The sequence below is a fragment of the Massilia aurea genome (genome assembly GCF_014200505.1).
In the GTDB taxonomy this organism is placed as follows: domain Bacteria; phylum Pseudomonadota; class Gammaproteobacteria; order Burkholderiales; family Burkholderiaceae_D; genus Telluria; species Telluria aurea_B.
Map to the genome: position 1 here is coordinate 63,089 of NZ_JACHBX010000003.1, position 15,439 is coordinate 78,527.

Sequence of the window (15,439 nt, forward strand, 5' to 3'; positions counted from 1 at the left end):
CGAGCCGCATCCTGCAGCACGTTTCCCTCTGAGAGCGGGGAAAGACCTGATTAGTTGAACGATTTAGTCAAGTATAGCAAATCGCAATGATCTTGTCTTGGACCACCCCAAAAACGGCGGGTCAGTTCCACTCCTGAAAAAGTCGCTGTTGAACGCGTGGACGGGGAACCCGTCCACCCTACGAGTGGCTCACCGTAGGGTGGATGGCTATGCCATCCACGCGTTCAACCCAACGTGATTTGTGACGCGCCGATTTGCTGAACGCGATTAACGGGCCCGCAGCAACGCCATCGGCCCGAACAGCGCCTGCATGCCCACATGCCCGATGAAGCTGAGGTTATAGGGATGCTCGGCCACCTCCTGCGGGAACGCAGCCGTCTCCGGCAACTTCTGCAATTGCTCGGCGATCTTGCCCCACAGGACCAGCGTCGGTACGTGCTTTTGCGCACCCAGCGCTGCCAGCACCGTCTGCAAAAACGGCAACCAGGCGCGCGCATCGATGACCGGCTTGACATGCTTGCGAAACACCAGCGCGGCATTCAGCAGCAAAAAGCCTTCTTGCACGAGATTGTCCTGCAACTGCGCCAGCGTCTGGATGGAGCCGTCAGCGCGCGCGGCCTGGGCGATCGGCGCCAGCGCCTCCCCGCTCGTCGCATCGGGCTTCAGCTGGCCGCCGGCCACCAGCAGCATTTTCATGAAGTTGCGCAGTGACGTCGCCCGGTTCACGGGCTTGGATAGTCCTGCGTCGCTCCACAGGTCACCCACGGCGCCGTCCATGAAGCTCACGCCGGTAGCGCTTGCGGCGCGCGGGTACGGCCCCTCCCCCACCAGCACGTAGCGTACCTTGTCCAGCGGCTGGGCAAAGGCGGCGAACATGCGGTGTTCCGTGGGGACGTAATCGTCCTGCGCCAGCGCGGGCAAATAATCAGGGTTGGCGCGGGCCACCGCCTGCAGCCCCGCTTCGAGGATCGGACGCCACGAGGCATCGGCCAGGTCGAGGGCCTGCAGGATCGGTGCAGGAATGGCAATAGAACTGGAGGCAGGCGCGGCGATGGCGGTCATGGCGAAATGGCAATGGAAGGAGGCGGCGATTGTAGCGCGCCGCCGCCCTTCGCATCCACCCGCGCGCTATTCGGAATCGGGCTGGCGCGACGGGTGCGCCGCCTGGAACGCAGGCAATGCGATGCACAACGCATTGATGCGGTCGATATTCGGGTAGCCCGACACATCGATATTGAAACGCTGCGCATTGAATACCTGCGGCGCCAGGTAGCAATCGGCGATGGTCGGATGGTCGCCGTGGCAGAACGGCCCCGCGCCGGGATCGCGCGCCAGATGGGCTTCGAGCGATTGCAGTCCCTCGATCACCCAGTGACGGTACCACTCGCTCTTGGCCTGGTCGGGCACACCGATCTCGCGCGCCAGGTAATTGAGCACGCGCAGATTGGTGATCGGGTGGATATCGCAACCGATGATCTGGGCCAGCTCGCGCACGCGCGCCCGGCCCGGTGCATCCTTCGGCAGCAGCGGCACGTCCGGATACACTTCTTCGAGATACTCGATGATCGCCAGCGACTGCGACAGCGTGATGCGGTCATCCTGGAAGGCCGGTACCAGGCCGCTCGGGTTGATCTGGCGATAGTCGTCCTGCAGGTGCTGTCCGCCATCCTTGAGCAGGTGCACCGGCACGGCGTCGTAGGCCAGCCCTTTCAGATGCAGCGCAATACGCACGCGGTAGGCGGCCGAACTGCGAAAGTAGGTATACAGTTTCATGGTTGTCTCTCGTGGTAACGGACGACTTCCTGATCGATGGCGCCAAAGATGCTGGCCCCGCTCGCATCCAGCATTTCGATGCGCACCGTGTCGCCGAATGACAGGTAAGGCGTTTTGGGGGCGCCGCCTTCGATGGTTTCGTACATGCGCACTTCGGCCAGGCAGCAATAGCCCACGCCGCCATGCTCGACACTCGAGCCATAAAGCCCACCCTGCTTGTTCGACACGGTGCCCGAACCGATGATGCTGCCCGCGCACAGCTCGCGCGTGGTGGCCGCGTGCGCGATCAGCTGGGCAAAGCTGAAGGTCATGTCTTCGCCGGCGTTGGGTTTGCCGAATGCGGCGCCGTTGAGCGTGACCAGGATCGGCAGATGCAGCTTGTTGCCCTGCCAGGCCTCGCCCAGCTCGTCCGGCGTGACCGCCACCGGCGAGAACGCGCTGGCCGGCTTGGATTGGTAGAAGCCGAAGCCCTTGGCCAGCTCGTTCGGGATCAGGTTGCGCAGCGAGACGTCGTTGACCAGCATGATGAGGCGGATGGCACTAGCGGCCTCGGCTGCGTCGGCGCCCATCGGCACGTCGCCTGTGACCACGGCCACCTCGGCTTCGAGGTCGATGCCCCAGTCTTCGGACAGTGCCGCGATCGGGTCCATTGGACCGACGAAGGAATCGCCACCGCCCTGGTACATCAGCGGATCGGTATAGAACGACGCCGGCACCTCGGCGCCGCGCGCCTTGCGCACCAGCTCGACGTGGTTGATGTAGGCCGAGCCGTCGGCCCACTGGTAGGCGCGCGGCAGCGGCGAATGACAATCTGCTTCGATGAACGATTCAGCCCCCTCGGCGTTGCCGTCATTGAGCTGGGCATAGACGTCTTCGAGCTGCGGCTTGCACGCATCCCAGTTGTCGAGCGCGGCCTGCAGCGTGCGCGCGATGGTCGGGACTTGCTGGCAGGTGACCAGATCGCGGCTGACGACGACCAGGGTGCCGTCGCGGCCGCCGGCTTTGAGGGTGGCGAGTTTCATGGACTGTCCTTTTGTTATTGCTGAGTAGCCGCCATTACAAGGTAAAACGCACTATCATACAAACGATATTTTCAGTGTGATATATCAGCTTATCTAATCAATCCATCTGATGAATCCAACGTTACGACAAATGCGCGCCTTCGTTGCGCTGGCCCGCACCGGCAATTTCACGCTGGCCGCGCAGACGCTGCACGTGACGCAATCGGCACTGTCGGGCCTGATCAAGGAGCTCGAGCAGACGCTGGACGCCAGGGTCGTCGACCGCAGCACGCGCCGGATCGGCCTGACCGACATCGGCCGCGAGTTGCTGCCCTTATTTAGCCAGATCATCGACGACCTGGACGGTGCGCTGGCTAACGTGGCCGACCACACGCGCCTGAAGAAAGGCGTTGTTCGCATCGCCGCGCCACAGCTGATGGCGTGCACCCTGCTGCCGCCCAGCATTGCCGCCTACCGCGCGCAACACCCGGAGATCGTCGTGCGCCTGGCCGACACCGAAGTCGAGGGTGTCATCACGCGCGTGCTGTCGGGCGAGGCGGATGTGGGAATCGGCCCGGAACGCACGCCCGCGCCGCCGCTGCTGGCGCGCGAACTGTTTTCCATGCCGTTCGCGCTGGTGTTTCCACACGAGCATCCGCTCGCTGCGCTCGAGCGCGTGACGTGGCAGGATGCGGCGGCCTACCCGTTCATCTCGCTGCAGGGCCAGTTCACCGAATTGCTGCTCGACGCAGTGCCGCCCTCGCGCACGGGCATTGCTTTGAGCCCAGCGCATGAGGTCACGTTCATGACGACGGCGCTGGCCATGGTCAGCGCCGGCCTGGGCGTCACGGTGTGCCTGCCCTATGCGGCGCCGCTGGCCACGCTGTACGGACTGACGATGCGCCCGCTCGATGCGCCGACGCTGCAGCGACGCTTTTTCGTCTATACGCGGCCTGGCAGATCGCTGTCGCCGGCCGCCGAGAGTTATGTGGAATTCCTCTTTGCATATGTAAAACGGGCGCAAGCGGAAGGCTGATTCTCACAAAAAGGCACGCTACAATGGGTCGTGTCTTTTTTTATCGGACCCACGATGTCCCACGATACCATCGCGATCAACCGCCAGATGAACAAGTTCGACGGCCATGCCAGCGTCTGGCTGTTTGGCTACGGCTCCCTGATCTTCAAACCCGATTTCCCGTTTCTTCAGCAACGCGCGGCGTCCATCCGCGGCTGGACGCGCCGCTTCTGGCAAGGCTCGCACGATCATCGCGGCACCGAAACGGCGCCGGGGCGCGTCGTGACCCTCGTACCAGACCCGGACGCCGTTTGCCACGGCATGGCGTTTCTCGTTACGCCCGAAGAATTCGCGCATCTCGACCATCGCGAAAAGAACGGCTACCTGCGTCTGGCGACGCAAATGCAATTTGACGACGGCAGCAGCGACGAAGGCATCGTGTATATCGCCACGCACGACAACGCGGCGTACCTGGGCCCGGCCGATGAGCACGCCATCGCGCGCCAGATCGCCACGGCGCGCGGCCCGAGCGGGCCGAACAGCGACTACCTGCTGGGCCTGGCCCAGTCACTGCGCGCGCTGGGCAAACCCGATCCGCACGTGTTCGAGATCGAGCGGCATCTGGCGGCCATGGGGGTTACGCAGCAGTACGCTTGATGGGGTCAGCGTTTGAGTCGTCCTGCTGCGCGATGGCTGCAAGCGTGGCCAGCACGCGCGCAGCACGCTGTTCGAGCGAACCTGTCAGGATCGTGTAGACGATGTCGCGCTGAGCCAGATCGTCCAGTACCAGTTGCTGGATCTCCGTGCGCCACGCGGCGTTTTCACGTACGCCTGGTTCTTCTTCATACGGGATATCGTCAGCACACACGAAATGGTGAAGGTAGCGGGTGCGGCATTCCAGCGCGTAGCGCAGCAAGGCTGGCGGCACCGGCTCGGTGACCTGGCCGAAGCGCAGGCCGAGCAGCAGCGTGGTCAGTGCATTGGTGTCGACGAAGACGTACTCGCCAGCGGCGTTCGCGACAGCAGCGTCTTCGGCAGCGCGGTGCCGCTCGGCGATCTCGACGTAATCAGCGGCCACCAGCTGGCCCTGCTTTTCTTCCCAGACAAAGCGGCCGATTTCGGGCACGAACTGCACGCCCTGCTCGCGCGCCAGCATGCTGGCCAATGTCGATTTCCCCGTCGACTCGGCGCCGACAAACACTACCAGCCGACTGCCCGCCTCTTGCTCACCCATGCCTGCATCCTGTAACGATCGATGCGACATCCTAGCCGAGCCGCCGTGACAACTCAACGGTTCAGTCGAGCGCGCGCTGGCGCGACTCGGTGTCCACGCACAGGATGGCAATGGCGCCCATGAGCAGGAAGCCAGAGAGCATGATCAGCGCCAGCGTGAAGTGTGTCGCCATCACGGGTGCGACGATCGCGGGCGCGAACAGGCCGCCGAAACGGGCAACTGCCCCCGCCATGCCCATCCCGCTGGCGCGCAGGCGCGTCGGGTAGACCTCGGGCGTGAACGCATACAGCGCGCCCCACGTGCCCAGCAGCGCAAAGCTCATCAACAACGTCGAACCGACGACCAGCACGGTCGAGCTGCCCAGGCTGTAGCCGAGGCATCCGACACTGCTCAGCAGCAGAAAACCGACCAGCGTCGGCTTGCGACCCCAGCGTTCGACGCCATACGCGGCCAGCGCGAAGCCGGGCAGCTGGACCAGCGCCAGCACGATCAAAAATTCCTGGCCACGCATGAAGCCGAAGCCTTCCGCACTCAGCCGGATCGGCAGGTAGACGAACACGCCGTAATAGGCAATCGAGATCAGGCCCCAGGCCACGAACAGCGCCACGCTGCGCCGGCGCAGCCCGCCCGAGAACAGCGACAGCAGTGTCGTTTTGACCTGAGGCTCGGGCAGCAACGGCGGCATCGTCAGCGTACGGCCATTCGTCCTGGCCACACGTTCCAGCACGGCGCGCGCCTCGTCCGGTTTGCCGCTGCGGTGCAGGTACATGGGCGACTCGGGGATGTACCAGCGCAGCACGACGCCGATGAGCGCCGGGATGCCGGTGACAAAGAAGATGACGCGCCACGCATCGTCACCCCAGCCGACTGCCCACAAGGCCAGCACGGCCAGGGAGATCGTGCCCAGCGCCCAGAACGATTCAAGCAGCACCAGCCAGCGGCCACGCCGGTCGCTGGGCAGGAACTCGGCCATCATCGTGTAATCGACTGGCAGCGTCGCACCCACACCGATGCCCGTCATCAGGCGCAGCGCGAGCAGCCACGTGAAGTCGGGCGCAAACGCCGACGCCACGCCGAAGCAGGCGTCGATTACGACCGCCATCAACAGCACGGGCCGGCGGCCAATACGATCGGCCAGGCGCCCGAAGACAAACGCGCCGATCAGCATGCCGACGAAGAATACGGTCCCCGTCTGCAAAGCCTGCGGCATCGACAGCCCGAAAGTCTTCGCGATCGACGGCGCAGAAAAGCCGATCGACAGCACCTGCATCGCGTCGGCCAGCCAGACCAGGCCGAAGATCAGGAAGATCCGGTACTGGAACCGGCCGACGCCAGCGGCCTGCAAGCCCTGCTCCATCGTCACGGCGGCAGCGCCGGCCTCGTTCGGGCGGCTGCCGGAAAGGCCGGCCTGGCCTGGTGTCACTGGTGTGGTCATGGATTCTTATCGAGGCGACTGGACGGCGCGCGCATCGGCGCGCCTGTCAATGCCGCATCTTAGAATAAAACGAGCTCGTCAGTGACGTTTTACCAAGGGTGTCGAGGGCTTAGAGGACCGATCAGCCACCAATGTTCAGCGATGCCCCGCCTGGCGAGCCCATGCCGCCCATACCACCCATACCCGATCCCGGGCCACGTCCGTTGCCCGGCACGCCGCGCCGGTTCTGCTCGTCGCGTGGTCCGCCCGGAGCGGCCCCACGCCCGCCGCCTTCGGGCACCACGCGCATTAGCTGCTCGCCCAGCCGACCGGCGACCTGGCGGCGTTGCTGATCATCCAGCCCATCATTCACGTCGAGCCACAAGGCGCGCAGTTGCCGGTCCTCGGCGTTTGCTGTCGCGCTTTCGGCCTCGGTGGCTGCATCGAGCTTGCGCAGGTCAGCGTCCGGGCTGGCCAGCAAGGTCCTGGCCCATTCCTGGAGTGCCGCGCGGCGCCGTGTGCGATCGCGCAGGATCGTGCGCGATGCGGCTTCGGCCTTGCTCCACAGGGTTTGCTGGTTGGGACTCAGGCCAAGTGACTGTTTCAGGTCGCCCGCCATCGGCAACAGGTCTTCGGCGCGCAGATCGGTCAGTGGTACCGCATGCGCCGCGCCGGCGCCGGCCATGGCCAGTGACAGCAGGCAGATGCGCAGCCAGCAAGGCAAGCGTGAGAACGTGGTTGGAAATGGCATACGATACCCATGGTCATAAAGGACGATCACGAATATAAGCGCAAGGCAGATGGCTGTCGTGCTGCTTTACCGAAACTTACCCGGCGCGTCACCACCGTTTCAGCGCTGCGCCAAGTTGTTTCAGGCTTGGGGACAGTGCGCCCAGCACGTTGCCGATACGGGAAGTCTGCCCCGGCCCGAGCAAGCTGACGGCGGCCGCCAGCACCTTGTCGTCACGCGTACCGAACATGCGCGTGCTTTCCACGCCGGCACGTGTCGCGGGCGGCGCATCATCCTGTACCGGCAGGATCGCGGTGAGATGCTGCGCCAGGTCTTCCTCGCGCAGTGCCAGTCCCCTCGCACCAGCCTGCGCGCGATCCTGTGCCACGATCACGTCCGGCGTGATCCCGCGCGCCTGGATTTCGTGGCCATTGGGCGTGAAGTAGCGCGCCACCGTGAGCTTGACGGCACTGTCGCCGGTCAGCGGAAAGATGCTCTGGATCGAACCCTTGCCGAAGGTACGCGAGCCAAGCACGGTGGCGCGGCCGTGGTCCTGCAATGCGCCGGCCAGCAATTCGGCGGACGACGCCGACGCACCGTTGACCAGCACCGCCAGCGGCACCGTTCGCGCCCATGCGGGCAGGTCGGCCAGCACGTCCGGCTCGTCTGGCCGCTGGTAGAACCGCGGGTCGACCGTGACGGTGGCAGCGGAATCAGGATCGGCAGCGGTGGCACGCCCGCGCGCCGAAAATAATGGCGTCCCTGGTGGCAGGAACGCCCCGGCCACGCCGACCGCGGCCGACACCAGGCCGCCCGGATCATTGCGCACATCGAGCACGATGCCGCGCGGCGCCCCGCTTGGGTCGAGCGTTTTCAAGGCCGCAACCAGGTCGTGCGCGGTGCGCCCTTCGAATGCCGACACCTGGATCCATGCGATGCCGTTTGGCATTGCACGTGCCGTAACGGTCTGTGCCAGCAACGCGGCCCGGTGCAGCCTGGCGGTACGAACGGCGCCGCTGCCGCCCCGCCGGTACCCGATGTCCAGCGCGCTACCGGGCACGCCGCGCATGCGGCGCGCAATCTCGGGCAAGCGCATGCCAGAGAGCGTGGCACCGTCGATCGACGCGATCGTATCGCCCGGCTCGATGCCGGCCAGGTACGCCGGTGAGTCTGCGGTGACCGCCGTTACCACCATGTCTGCGGCAGCGAAGTCGACACTGATGCCGATGCCGGTGTACTCGCCAGCCTCGTCCTTACGGACGGCATCGAGTTCATCCTTGTCCAGAAAACCCGAGTGCGGGTCGAGCGAGGCGAGCATGCCGGCGATCGCCCCTTCGAGCAGCTTCTTGTCGTCCGGCGCCTCGACGTACCGGGTTTTTACCAGCGCATAGGCCGAGAGCAAGGCCTGGAATTCGGCAGCGGGAACCACGACCGGCTCGCCTGCGCGGCAGGTGCTTGCGGCGACAAGGGGAAAGAGAAGGCAAAGAATGGTGGCGTGGCGTCGTTTCATGAGTCGGTGTCCTTGATGATCGACCGATTCTCTGCTGACCGCGTGTTGTGTGCGGTTAAGCGCTTGTAAGCAGGTGTAAGCAGGGGCTGTGCAGATCTGCATTCAGCGCTGGCGCCTCAGTTGCATTCTCAGAACAGGTCCAGCTGCCCTGCGCCCTGAGTAGTGCCTCGGCGTGTCGTCGCGGGCACCACCACTGGTCGCCGGAATTGCGAGCGATCGAGCCGCCCGAAACGCCCGCGCAATGACTTGAAGCCAAGGCGCTCGACCGCTTTTTCAAAGCGTTGCCGGATCAGGTCGGCCCAGACGCCGTCACCATGCATGCGCTGTGCAAAGTCGGCATCGTAGTCCTTGCCGCCGCGCATTTCGCGAATGCGGTTCATCACCCGCTGCGCGCGGTCCGGGAAATGGGCTTGCAGCCACTCTTGAAACAGCGGATTGACTTCGTGCGGCAGGCGCAGCACCGTGTAGTGGGCGCCGACCGCGCCGGCGTCGCGCGCCGCTTCAAGGATGCGTTCGATCTCGGGCTCGGTCACGAACGGGATGATCGGCGCCACGCTCACGCTGACGGGAATGCCGGCGTCGGTCAGCGTACGGATCGTGCGCAGACGCCGCATCGGCGCGGCCGCGCGTGGCTCCAGCGTGCGCGAAATCTGCGCGTCGAGTGTCGTGAGCGTCACCGCCGCGCAGGCCAGGTTGTTGGCCGCCATCGGCGCCAGCAGGTCGATGTCGCGCTCGATCAGCGACGACTTGGTGATCAGGCCAAGCGGGTGGCGGCATTCGGACAATACCTCCAGTACCTGGCGCGTGATCTGGCGTTCGCGCTCGCAGGGCTGGTAGGCGTCGGTGTTGACGCCAATGGCGATGTGTTCGGGGATGTAGCCGGGCTTGGCGAGTTCGCGCCGCAGCAGTTCGGGAGCATTGACCTTGGCGAAGAGCCGGGATTCAAAATCGAGACCCGGCGACAGGCCGAGATAGCTGTGCGTGGGCCGCGCGAAGCAATAAATGCAGCCGTGCTCGCAACCCCGGTAGGGATTGAGCGATACGCTGAACGGTATATCGGGCGACGTGTTGCGCGACAGGATAGTCTTGGCGAACTCGTCGGTGACCATGGTCTTGAACGCGGCCGATTCACCGGTCGACCCGGCAGCCGATTCAGAATCGGCATCAGACCAGCCGTCGTCAAAACGCTCGCGACCGTTGACCTCATAGCGTCCTTGCATATTCGACACCGCACCACGCCCCTTGCGTGCGACGCGCGGCGGCGCCAGCATGACGTGTTCTTCTATCCGCTCGCGGCGGATGGGCTCATCGGTGTCGATCATGGCCGCTGCTCCATACTGTATTTTTATACAGCATATTACGCCGCTACCCCATCAAATTCAAGCGCCAGCTGCCAGATGAGCATCAGACTACTGTTCCCAGCTGCTCCGGTCAGGTCGGACGGGCAAAGGTCGCCAGATAGTTCACGCTCGTATCGCTGCACCATGAGGCCCGATGCAACACCGGCAGGTAACGCATGCCGCGCAGATCGATCCGCTGCAGCCCGGCCCCGGAGGCTGCAGCCAGCATCTCGGCGGGTGTGACGAAGCGACGCCACTGGTGCGTGCCCCGCGGCAGCACGCGCATCACGTACTCCGCTGCCACGATGGCCAACAGATAGCTCTTCCAACTGCGGTCGATCGTCGACGCCAGCAGCAAACCACCGGGCGCCACGCGCCGAGCTACCTCTTCGATAAAGGCGTTGGGGTCGGCCACATGCTCGGCCACTTCGAGCGCCAATACGACGTCGAAGCATTCATCGGGCCGCAGGACAGTCTCCAGTTCGCCCAGGCGATAATCGACTACCGCGCCGCTGGCGTCGGCGTGGCGTTGCGCCGCCGCCAGGTTGCCGGGAGAGGCATCGATGCCGACCACCTGCGCGCCACGCAGTGCCAGCGGTTCGGACAGCAGCCCGCCGCCGCAGCCGACGTCGAGGATGCGCAGGCCCGCCAGCGACATATCGGCGCGGCCGAAATGCGACGCCATGCACTCAAGCAGATAAGCCTGGCGCAACGCGTTCGTGACATGTAGCGGCCGCATCGGTCCGTTCGGATCCCACCAGGTGGCGCCGAGGCGGTCGAAGCGGGCGATTTCGTCTGCAAGCGCGCTCATGTTTGGTCTCCGCTCGCAGCAGCGGTCACCAGCGCTGCCAGGGCGCGGCCGGAGCGCCAGGCGCCTTCCACACCGCCGCCGGCAAGGGCATCGCCGCACACGCCAAGCCCCATGCCCGCGTCCCACCAGGCGCCGTCGGCCGGCTCGTCACCGGGCGCCGCTGCCAGCGTTGCATACAGCCAGCGATGCACGGCCGCGAAGCGCCAGGCGAGAGCGTCGCCGACACAATCGGCAAGCGCCGCCTGCAGCATCGCCTGCACCTGGTCGGCTGGCGTGTCCAGATGCGCGCCGGTCCAGTCGGGCGTTGCGTGCACCACCCACTGGGCCTGCCCCGCCAGCACTGCGCGCGCCGGCTTGGCATCGTTGCGCACCACCAGCGCCAGCGGGCCGGATGCGGGCAGCGCCAGGTCCCAGTCACAGCCCGTTGCGGGCGCGTCGGTTGTTCCCATCAAGACCCAGACGGGCAACATCGGCACAGCCTGCGCGCGCGCGGCCCAATCCGGGCGATGCACGCCCAGCAGCGCGGCCGCCTGTTGCGGCGGGATCGCCAGCGCCACGGCGTCGAAGCCATCGGCCACGGTCGCACCGGCACTCTCCAGAGACCACGTTGCGCCGCTGCGCCGCACGCCATCCACCGTGCACAGCGTACGCAACGGCAGGTCCTTCAACAACGCGCGGCACAGGGCCGGCATGTCGGGCGTGGCAACCCACATCACGCCGCCAGGCAGGCCTGCGCTGTGTGAGGCCAGGCGCGGCGTCCAGCGCGCCAGCAGCCCGGCGCGCTGCCCCTGCTCGACGAAATCCAGGAACTCAGCGCCCGTGACAGCAAAGCACGGCGTCCCGTGATCCAGGCCCAGCACGGCATCGGCATCGGCGCTATCGAGCGTCACACGCCTGGTGGACATCCTCCCGCCAACGCCGCGCGACTTGTCGAACACCTGCACCGCATGCCCGGCATCGGCCAGCGTGCGCGCGCAGGTGGCCCCGGCAATGCCGGCTCCCACCACCGCTACCCGTAGGCTCGTGCCACTCATCGCTTGCTGCCGCGGCCGCGCCACAGCGGCCGCATGACGAGGAACAGGCGGTAGGCCGGCTCCAGCAACGCCAATGCGAGCCTGGACCCCAACAAGCGTCCAAGGCAGGCCCAGCGCGGCAGGGACCGCCACAGCAGGGTGAATGCCTCCGCCCCGCTGGCCAGGGTGCCATCGGGACGACGCATGTGCAGGCGCGCCATGGCAGCCTCGCGGTTCAGTCCCGGGCCAAGCGCTTCGGGGGCGCAGTGGGCGACGTCGACCCAGCAAACCTGGTCTGCGCCGTCCTGACGCTGATAGAGAGCGATCTCGCGGGTGCATACGGGGCAGCCGCCGTCGTAGTACACCGTGGGGGAGGTTAAGGATTGTTCTTGCATGATTTGATCATACAGGAAACAGGTCAAAATGCGGTTCACCGTCACGGGTGTTTCGGTTTAATGCCCGGTTAAACGGTTCACGCCCTGTTCATCAGATTGCCTTGCGTTGCCTGCGAGGGATCCGGCAGCGCAAGTGCGTACGTAGGCCGCTTGTTGTGCGACAAACCCGTCGAAAGCGTCGAGCAGTGGGCTGAAGTGCGCGGACGCGTTTTCCAGTTGCCCCAGGGCCTGCGCCGCCGCTTCCAGGCTCGACAGCTGATGCGGCGCGTGCGCCTTGCGGATGCGGTAGCTCGACGGCGCCACGTCGGTCAGTGCCAAGCGCGGCAGCCGTTGCAGCGCCGGGTTCAGGTACAGCATCTTGCGGCTCTTGCGCCAAGTGGCGTCGAGAAGCACCAGCCGCAGGGCCTCGGCAGGCAGCGCCGGCATCGGCAGCGGTGCGGGCAGGCCGGCATCATCTGGTGTGGCCGGATACAGCAACACGGGCGTGCGCCCATCCGCATGCAGCAGGCTATCGAGCACCCCGGTATCGAAGGCTTCGCCGGTCGCCATCACACTGCCGGTGACGCACAGGTGCAGCAAGCGCGCGCTGTTCTTGGCGTTGCCCACTTCCAGCGGATGCTGCAGGATCAGCAGGTGCGCCTGCGCCTGCACCGGTGTGATCCAGCGACAAATGCAGGCCGACTGCGCCCGCAAGCACCTCTCACAGACAGCGCGCTTCAAGCCAGCCGCACCGGTCACGGCGCTGGCGTCCAGCCGCCACCCAGCGCCCGGTACAGATCGACGTGCGCCGCCAGCAAACTCGTGCGCAGTTGCAGCGCGGCGAGATCGGCACTGAACGCGGTACGCTGCGCGTCGAGCTCTTCCAGGTACGACGCGTAGCCGTTCGTGTAGCGGTTGTGAGCCACGCGCAGCACCTCGCCGGCCGCCGCGCGCCGTGCCTCGGCTTCCAGCAATTGCCGCTGCAGGCCATCGATCGACGCCAGCGCATTCTCGGTCTCGGCAAACGCCGTGCGCACCACGGATTCATAACCGTAGATGGCGCGATCGCGCACCGTGCCGGCGATTTCAGCCTGCGCACGCAGGCGGCCCGCGTCGAACAAGGGCGCAAGCACACTGCCGCCGATGCTCCACAATTCCGTTGGCGAACGCAGCAATTGCTTGATGCCGCCCGCTCCTGCCCCGAGCGACGCCGTCAGCCGGATCGACGGCAGCAACGCATCGCGCGCGACGGCCAGGCTGGCATCGGCCGCGGCAATGGCCTGCTCGGCCTGGGCGATGTCGGGCCGGCGCCGCAGCAGTTCGGATGGCAAGCCGGCGCCCGGGGTCGGTTCACGCAGCGACAGCAGATCGGTACCGCGCGCAATCGCGCCCGGACTCGCGCCCAGCAGCAGATTCAATGCCTGTTCCTGCTGCGCCACCTGCCGCTCGAGCTGCGGCACGGTGCCGGCCGTTGCGTGCAATTCAGCTTCGGCCTGCGACATTTCCAGGCGCGAGCTGTAGCCCACCTCGAACTGGTGCCGCGCCAGGTTATACGAGCGCTCGCGCGAAGCCAGCGTGGCCTTGGCCAGCGCCAGCTGGGCGTCCAGGCCCAGCAAATTCAGATAGCCCGACGCCGTATTGGCCGCCACCGCCAGCGCCGCTGCTTCCAGCGCTGCCTCTTGCGACAGCGCCTCGAACCGCGCCGCCTCGACGGTGTTGGCCACGCGGCCGAACAGGTCCAGCTCGTAGCTGGCCTGCACGGCGCCCACGAGCGACGTCGATTCAATCGGCGTGCCTTGTGGGCCGATGGCACGCGCCCGGGTCGGCGCCAGCGACAGGTTCAGCGCCGGCAGGCGCGCGCTGTCGGCCACGCGAATGCGCGCCTGGTATTCCTGCAGCCGCGCGCGAGCCACCTTGAGGTCGCCATTGTTCGCCTGCGCCTGTTGTACCAGAGCGTCCAGCGCCGGATCGCCGAACGCGCGCCACCAGTCACGCTCGACGCTGGCATTCGCGCCAGGCAAGGTCGTGCGCCATGCCACCGGCACCGTCACCGAGGACGGTGGCGCCGGCTGCGGCGCCATCGCGCAGGCGGCCAACAGCAACGGCGCCGCCAGAACCACCAACCGCCGCTTCACCGCTGCCCCGCGTTCGCCGTGGCGGCAGCGGCCGTATCGATCGTCGTCACCACCGACATCCCGGGCCGCAGGCGGTTGGCCAGCGGCTGGTTCGGGTCGATGCTGATGCGCACCGGAATGCGCTGGGCGATCTTGACGTAGTTGCCGGTGGCGTTGTCCGGCGCGATCACCGAAAACTCCGAGCCGGTGGCGGGCGCGATGCGCTCGACGTGGCCGCGCAGCTTGGCGCCGCCCAGCGCGTCGACACTGAAACTGACCGGCTGGCCGACGGCCACCCCCGCCATCTGCGTTTCCTTCATGTTCGCGATGATCCACATCTGGTTCGGCACCAGCGCGGTCAGCTGCGCGCCGGCGTTCACGAAGGCGCCCTGACGCACGGTCACCTGCCCCAGCTGACCGTCGCGCGGCGCGGTGATGTTGGTGTTGGCCAGGTCGATCTCGGCCAGCTTGACCGCCGCTTCGGCGCTGGCAACCGCTGCCTCGAGGGCGGCGCGGTTGACGCCGACGGACGCCAGGTTCTGGCGGGCGATCTCGACGGAGGCACGCGCCTGGTCGCGGCTGGCGGCGGACTGGGCGCGGGTAGCGCGCGCGGCGTCGAGTTCGCGCGCCGACAGCGAACCGTCGGCCGCCAGCTCTTCCACGCGGCGCAGGTCGGCGCTGCTGCGCCGGGCCTGCGCTTCGTTCGATGCCAGCAGCGCCTGGTTCTGGGCGATGGTGGCGCGGGCGCTGGCGTTCGTCTGCGCGAAATTGGCCAGCGCCGCCTTGCGGTTGGCCAGTTCGGCCCGTGCCTGCGCCAGGCGCTGGATCGGGATCCGGTCATCGATGCGCAGCAGCAGCTCGCCCTTCTTGACGGTCTGGAAATCCTGCACGCGGACCTCGGTCACGTAGCCGCTCAGCTGCGGACTGATGATCGTCACCTGGCCGCGCACCAGCGCGTTCTCGGTTGCCTGCAGCGCACTGCGAAACGGCGGCAGGTTCCAGGCATACAGCACGATCAGGATGCCGACGAGCGCGATGGCGGCAAAGGCCAGCGCACTGAGGATGATCTTGCGCTTCGGGCGCGTGGGGGTAGGAACAGGTTCTGACATA

16 protein-coding genes are annotated in these 15,439 nt (G+C 66.3%); 2 read left to right on the plus strand and 14 right to left on the minus strand.

Translation table 11 applies throughout. The features are described from left to right. Window positions 1-267 precede the first annotated feature (267 nt). The 3 genes from HD842_RS14165 to HD842_RS14175 all read right to left on the minus strand — a co-directional run bounded on the left by HD842_RS14165 (window position 268) and on the right by HD842_RS14175 (window position 2,795). Window positions 268-1,062, minus strand: a complete 795-nt coding sequence (locus HD842_RS14165; RefSeq protein ID WP_183555383.1) for a uracil-DNA glycosylase — start codon at window positions 1,060-1,062, stop codon at window positions 268-270. A 66-nt stretch (window positions 1,063-1,128) separates the two neighbouring features. Next, window positions 1,129-1,773 carry a maleylacetoacetate isomerase gene (maiA, locus tag HD842_RS14170; RefSeq protein ID WP_183555384.1) on the minus strand — a complete coding sequence of 215 codons (645 nt, stop codon included), beginning with the start codon at window positions 1,771-1,773 and terminating at the stop codon, window positions 1,129-1,131. Beyond that, on the minus strand, window positions 1,770-2,795 hold the full coding sequence (locus tag HD842_RS14175) for a fumarylacetoacetate hydrolase family protein (protein ID WP_183555385.1): 1,026 nt from the start codon (window positions 2,793-2,795) through the stop codon (window positions 1,770-1,772). Before HD842_RS14175 ends, maiA begins: the two co-directional genes overlap by 4 nt. Before the next feature lie 109 nt (window positions 2,796-2,904). Between HD842_RS14175 and HD842_RS14180 the strand changes: the two genes are divergently transcribed. Further along, window positions 2,905-3,810, plus strand: coding sequence for a LysR family transcriptional regulator (locus HD842_RS14180; protein WP_183555386.1), 906 nt, complete (start codon window positions 2,905-2,907; stop codon window positions 3,808-3,810). 54 nt (window positions 3,811-3,864) lie between these two features. Further along, entirely contained in the window at window positions 3,865-4,446 is a 582-nt protein-coding gene (locus HD842_RS14185; protein ID WP_183555387.1) for a gamma-glutamylcyclotransferase, read from the plus strand. On the opposite strand, the gene HD842_RS14190 is transcribed toward HD842_RS14185, so the two are convergent. The 11 genes from HD842_RS14190 to HD842_RS14240 form a co-directional block, all read right to left on the minus strand. Then, window positions 4,427-5,023 carry an AAA family ATPase gene (locus HD842_RS14190; RefSeq protein ID WP_183555388.1) on the minus strand — a complete coding sequence of 199 codons (597 nt, stop codon included), beginning with the start codon at window positions 5,021-5,023 and terminating at the stop codon, window positions 4,427-4,429. The two genes, HD842_RS14185 and HD842_RS14190, sit on opposite strands and share 20 nt — an antisense overlap. Before the next feature lie 61 nt (window positions 5,024-5,084). Continuing rightward, on the minus strand, window positions 5,085-6,380 hold the full coding sequence (locus HD842_RS14195) for an MFS transporter (RefSeq protein WP_183555913.1): 1,296 nt from the start codon (window positions 6,378-6,380) through the stop codon (window positions 5,085-5,087). 199 nt (window positions 6,381-6,579) lie between these two features. Then, entirely contained in the window at window positions 6,580-7,188 is a 609-nt protein-coding gene (locus tag HD842_RS14200; RefSeq protein WP_183555389.1) for a hypothetical protein, read from the minus strand. Window positions 7,189-7,276: 88 nt separating this feature from the next. Beyond that, entirely contained in the window at window positions 7,277-8,677 is a 1,401-nt protein-coding gene (locus HD842_RS14205) for a S41 family peptidase (RefSeq protein WP_183555390.1), read from the minus strand. 128 nt (window positions 8,678-8,805) lie between these two features. Next, window positions 8,806-9,999, minus strand: coding sequence for a PA0069 family radical SAM protein (locus HD842_RS14210; protein ID WP_183555391.1), 1,194 nt, complete (start codon window positions 9,997-9,999; stop codon window positions 8,806-8,808). A gap of 109 nt (window positions 10,000-10,108) precedes the next feature. Further along, a complete protein-coding gene (gene ubiG, locus HD842_RS14215; protein ID WP_183555392.1) occupies window positions 10,109-10,828 on the minus strand; it encodes a bifunctional 2-polyprenyl-6-hydroxyphenol methylase/3-demethylubiquinol 3-O-methyltransferase UbiG in 720 nt (239 codons plus the stop codon). Further along, window positions 10,825-11,862: an NAD(P)/FAD-dependent oxidoreductase gene (locus HD842_RS14220; protein WP_183555393.1), complete on the minus strand. Its 1,038-nt coding sequence runs from the start codon at window positions 11,860-11,862 to the stop codon at window positions 10,825-10,827. Before HD842_RS14220 ends, ubiG begins: the two co-directional genes overlap by 4 nt. Then, window positions 11,859-12,281 (minus strand): thiol-disulfide oxidoreductase DCC family protein, encoded by a 423-nt coding sequence (locus HD842_RS14225; RefSeq protein WP_370660837.1) that lies wholly within the window; start codon window positions 12,279-12,281, stop codon window positions 11,859-11,861. The genes HD842_RS14220 and HD842_RS14225 overlap by 4 nt, the downstream gene beginning before the upstream one ends. A 12-nt stretch (window positions 12,282-12,293) precedes the next feature. Continuing rightward, window positions 12,294-12,989, minus strand: a complete 696-nt coding sequence (locus tag HD842_RS14230; protein ID WP_183555915.1) for a tRNA-uridine aminocarboxypropyltransferase — start codon at window positions 12,987-12,989, stop codon at window positions 12,294-12,296. Then, the gene (locus HD842_RS14235; RefSeq protein ID WP_183555394.1) at window positions 12,971-14,350 is read right to left on the minus strand and encodes an efflux transporter outer membrane subunit; all 1,380 of its coding nucleotides are present in this window, start codon (window positions 14,348-14,350) and stop codon (window positions 12,971-12,973) included. Before HD842_RS14235 ends, HD842_RS14230 begins: the two co-directional genes overlap by 19 nt. Continuing rightward, window positions 14,347-15,438 (minus strand): HlyD family secretion protein, encoded by a 1,092-nt coding sequence (locus HD842_RS14240; protein WP_183555395.1) that lies wholly within the window; start codon window positions 15,436-15,438, stop codon window positions 14,347-14,349. The genes HD842_RS14235 and HD842_RS14240 overlap by 4 nt, the downstream gene beginning before the upstream one ends. Window position 15,439: the final 1 nt, after the last annotated feature.

Bases quoted from the DNA above. Each gene is read 5' to 3' on its own strand.
- HD842_RS14240 (WP_183555395.1), bottom strand. From the start codon at position 15,438: ATGTCAGAACCTGTTCCTACCCCCACGCGCCCGAAGCGCAAGATCATC.
- HD842_RS14185 (WP_183555387.1), top strand. From the start codon at position 3,865: ATGTCCCACGATACCATCGCGATCAACCGCCAGATGAACAAGTTCGAC.
- HD842_RS14165 (WP_183555383.1), bottom strand. From the start codon at position 1,062: ATGACCGCCATCGCCGCGCCTGCCTCCAGTTCTATTGCCATTCCTGCA.
- HD842_RS14205 (WP_183555390.1), bottom strand. From the start codon at position 8,677: ATGAAACGACGCCACGCCACCATTCTTTGCCTTCTCTTTCCCCTTGTC.
- maiA (WP_183555384.1), bottom strand. From the start codon at position 1,773: ATGAAACTGTATACCTACTTTCGCAGTTCGGCCGCCTACCGCGTGCGT.
- HD842_RS14175 (WP_183555385.1), bottom strand. From the start codon at position 2,795: ATGAAACTCGCCACCCTCAAAGCCGGCGGCCGCGACGGCACCCTGGTC.
- ubiG (WP_183555392.1), bottom strand. From the start codon at position 10,828: ATGAGCGCGCTTGCAGACGAAATCGCCCGCTTCGACCGCCTCGGCGCC.
- HD842_RS14200 (WP_183555389.1), bottom strand. From the start codon at position 7,188: ATGCCATTTCCAACCACGTTCTCACGCTTGCCTTGCTGGCTGCGCATC.
- HD842_RS14195 (WP_183555913.1), bottom strand. From the start codon at position 6,380: ATGGAGCAGGGCTTGCAGGCCGCTGGCGTCGGCCGGTTCCAGTACCGG.
- HD842_RS14180 (WP_183555386.1), top strand. From the start codon at position 2,905: ATGAATCCAACGTTACGACAAATGCGCGCCTTCGTTGCGCTGGCCCGC.
- HD842_RS14210 (WP_183555391.1), bottom strand. From the start codon at position 9,999: ATGATCGACACCGATGAGCCCATCCGCCGCGAGCGGATAGAAGAACAC.
- HD842_RS14190 (WP_183555388.1), bottom strand. From the start codon at position 5,023: ATGGGTGAGCAAGAGGCGGGCAGTCGGCTGGTAGTGTTTGTCGGCGCC.
- HD842_RS14220 (WP_183555393.1), bottom strand. From the start codon at position 11,862: ATGAGTGGCACGAGCCTACGGGTAGCGGTGGTGGGAGCCGGCATTGCC.